This is a genomic window from Hoeflea sp. BAL378 (assembly GCF_000759435.1).
Classification (GTDB): Bacteria; Pseudomonadota; Alphaproteobacteria; order Rhizobiales; family Rhizobiaceae; genus Hoeflea.
This window is the reverse complement of the sequence record NZ_JRJG01000181.1, coordinates 1-2500: the sequence shown is the minus strand read 5'-3', so window position 1 is coordinate 2500 and position 2500 is coordinate 1. Positions and strand designations below refer to the sequence as shown.

Below are 2500 nucleotides of genomic sequence, written 5' to 3'. Positions count from 1 at the left end.
CAGTGGCATGGTTAAGTAAAGTGGAACGATCTGGAAAGTTCGGCCGTAGCGGGTGATAGCCCCGTACACGTAATCCTTAGTCATGTCCTAGAGTAAGGCGGGACACGTGAAATCCTGTCTGAACGTGGGGGGACCACCCTCCAAGCCTAAGTACTCGTGCATGACCGATAGCGAACAAGTACCGTGAGGGAAAGGTGAAAAGCACCCCGACAAGGGGAGTGAAATAGTTCCTGAAACCGGATGCCTACAAGCAGTCGGAGGGCGAAAGCCTGACGGCGTACCTTTTGTATAATGGGTCAACGACTTAGTGCAGCAAGCAAGCTTAAGCCGATAGGTGTAGGCGCAGCGAAAGCGAGTCTTAATAGGGCGACTAGTTTGTTGCATTAGACCCGAAACCGAGTGATCTAGCCATGAGCAGGTTGAAGGTTGGGTAACACCAACTGGAGGACCGAACCCGCATCTGTTGCAATAGATTGGGATGACTTGTGGTTAGGGGTGAAAGGCCAATCAAACTCGGAGATAGCTGGTTCTCCGCGAAATCTATTTAGGTAGAGCGTCGACCGAATACCCTCGGGGGTAGAGCACTGGATGGGCTATGGGGACTCACCGTCTTACTGATCCTAACCAAACTCCGAATACCGAGGAGTACTAGTCGGCAGACACACGGCGGGTGCTAACGTCCGTCGTGAAAAGGGAAACAACCCTGACCTCCAGCTAAGGTCCCCAAGTCATGGCTAAGTGGGAAAGGATGTGAGACTCCCAAAACAACCAGGATGTTGGCTTAGAAGCAGCCATCATTTAAAGAAAGCGTAACAGCTCACTGGTCTAAATAAGGGGTCTTGCGCCGAAAATGTACCGGGGCTAAAGCCATGCACCGAAGCTGAGGATGTGCACGCAAGTGTACGTGGTAGCGGAGCGTTCTGTAAGTCTGTGAAGGGAGACCCGTGAGGGCTCCTGGAGATATCAGAAGTGCGAATGTTGACATGAGTAACGATAAAGGGAGTGAGAGACTCCCTCGCCGAAAGACCAAGGGTTCCTGCTTAAAGTTAATCTGAGCAGGGTGAGCCGGCCCCTAAGGCGAGGCCGAAAGGCGTAGTCGATGGGAACCACGTTAATATTCGTGGGCCTGGTGGTAGTGACGGATCTCGTGTGTCGTATCTCCTTATTGGATTGGAGGTGCGGCGAAGAGGTTCCAGGAAATAGCTCCACCGTATAGACCGTACCCGAAACCGACACAGGTGGTCAGGTAGAGAATACCAAGGCGCTTGAGAGAACTGCGTTGAAGGAACTCGGCAAATTGCACGCGTAACTTCGGAAGAAGCGTGACCTCTTTTTACGCAAGTGGAAAGGGGTGGCACAGACCAGGGGGTAGCGACTGTTTATCAAAAACACAGGGCTCTGCGAAGTCGCAAGACGACGTATAGGGCCTGACGCCTGCCCGGTGCTGGAAGGTTAAGAGGAGAGGTGCAAGCTTTGAATCGAAGCCCCAGTAAACGGCGGCCGTAACTATAACGGTCCTAAGGTAGCGAAATTCCTTGTCGGGTAAGTTCCGACCTGCACGAATGGCGTAACGACTTCCCCGCTGTCTCCAACGCAGACTCAGTGAAATTGAATTCCCCGTGAAGATGCGGGGTTCCTGCGGTCAGACGGAAAGACCCCGTGCACCTTTACTATAGCTTTACACTGGCATTCGCCAAGGCATGTGTAGGATAGGTGGTAGGCTTTGAAGCGTGGGCGCCAGCTCGCGTGGAGCCATCCTTGAAATACCACCCTTATCTTCGTGGATGTCTAACCGCGGCCCGTCATCCGGGTCCGGGACAGTGTATGGTGGGTAGTTTGACTGGGGCGGTCGCCTCCGAAAGAGTAACGGAGGCGCGCGATGGTAGGCTCAGACCGGTCGGAAATCGGTCGTCGAGTGCAATGGCATAAGCCTGCCTGACTGCGAGACTGACAAGTCGAGCAGAGACGAAAGTCGGTCATAGTGATCCGGTGGTCCCGCGTGGAAGGGCCATCGCTCAACGGATAAAAGGTACGCCGGGGATAACAGGCTGATGACCCCCAAGAGTCCATATCGACGGGGTTGTTTGGCACCTCGATGTCGGCTCATCGCATCCTGGGGCTGGAGCAGGTCCCAAGGGTTTGGCTGTTCGCCAATTAAAGCGGTACGTGAGCTGGGTTCAGAACGTCGTGAGACAGTTCGGTCCCTATCTGCCGTGGGTGTAGGAATATTGATGGGATCTGCCCCTAGTACGAGAGGACCGGGGTGGACGTATCTCTGGTGGACCTGTTGTCGTGCCAACGGCATAGCAGGGTAGCTATATACGGAATGGATAACCGCTGAAGGCATCTAAGCGGGAAACCAACCCAAAAACGAGTATTCCCTGAGAGTCGTGGAAGACTACCACGTTGATAGGCTGGGTGTGGAAGCGCGGTAACGTGTGAAGCTTACCAGTACTAATAGCTCGATCGGCTTGATCGTTCTCATTGATCAATGCTCATC

The 2500-nt window shown here is 53.7% G+C and carries 1 rRNA gene (cut by a window edge); it reads left to right on the top strand.

Annotated features, from left to right (window positions below):
- Positions 1-2479: ribosomal RNA gene (locus LL06_RS24460) — 23S ribosomal RNA — on the top strand; it begins 331 nt to the left of the window's first position.
- The last annotated feature ends 21 nt before the right edge of the window (positions 2480-2500 follow it).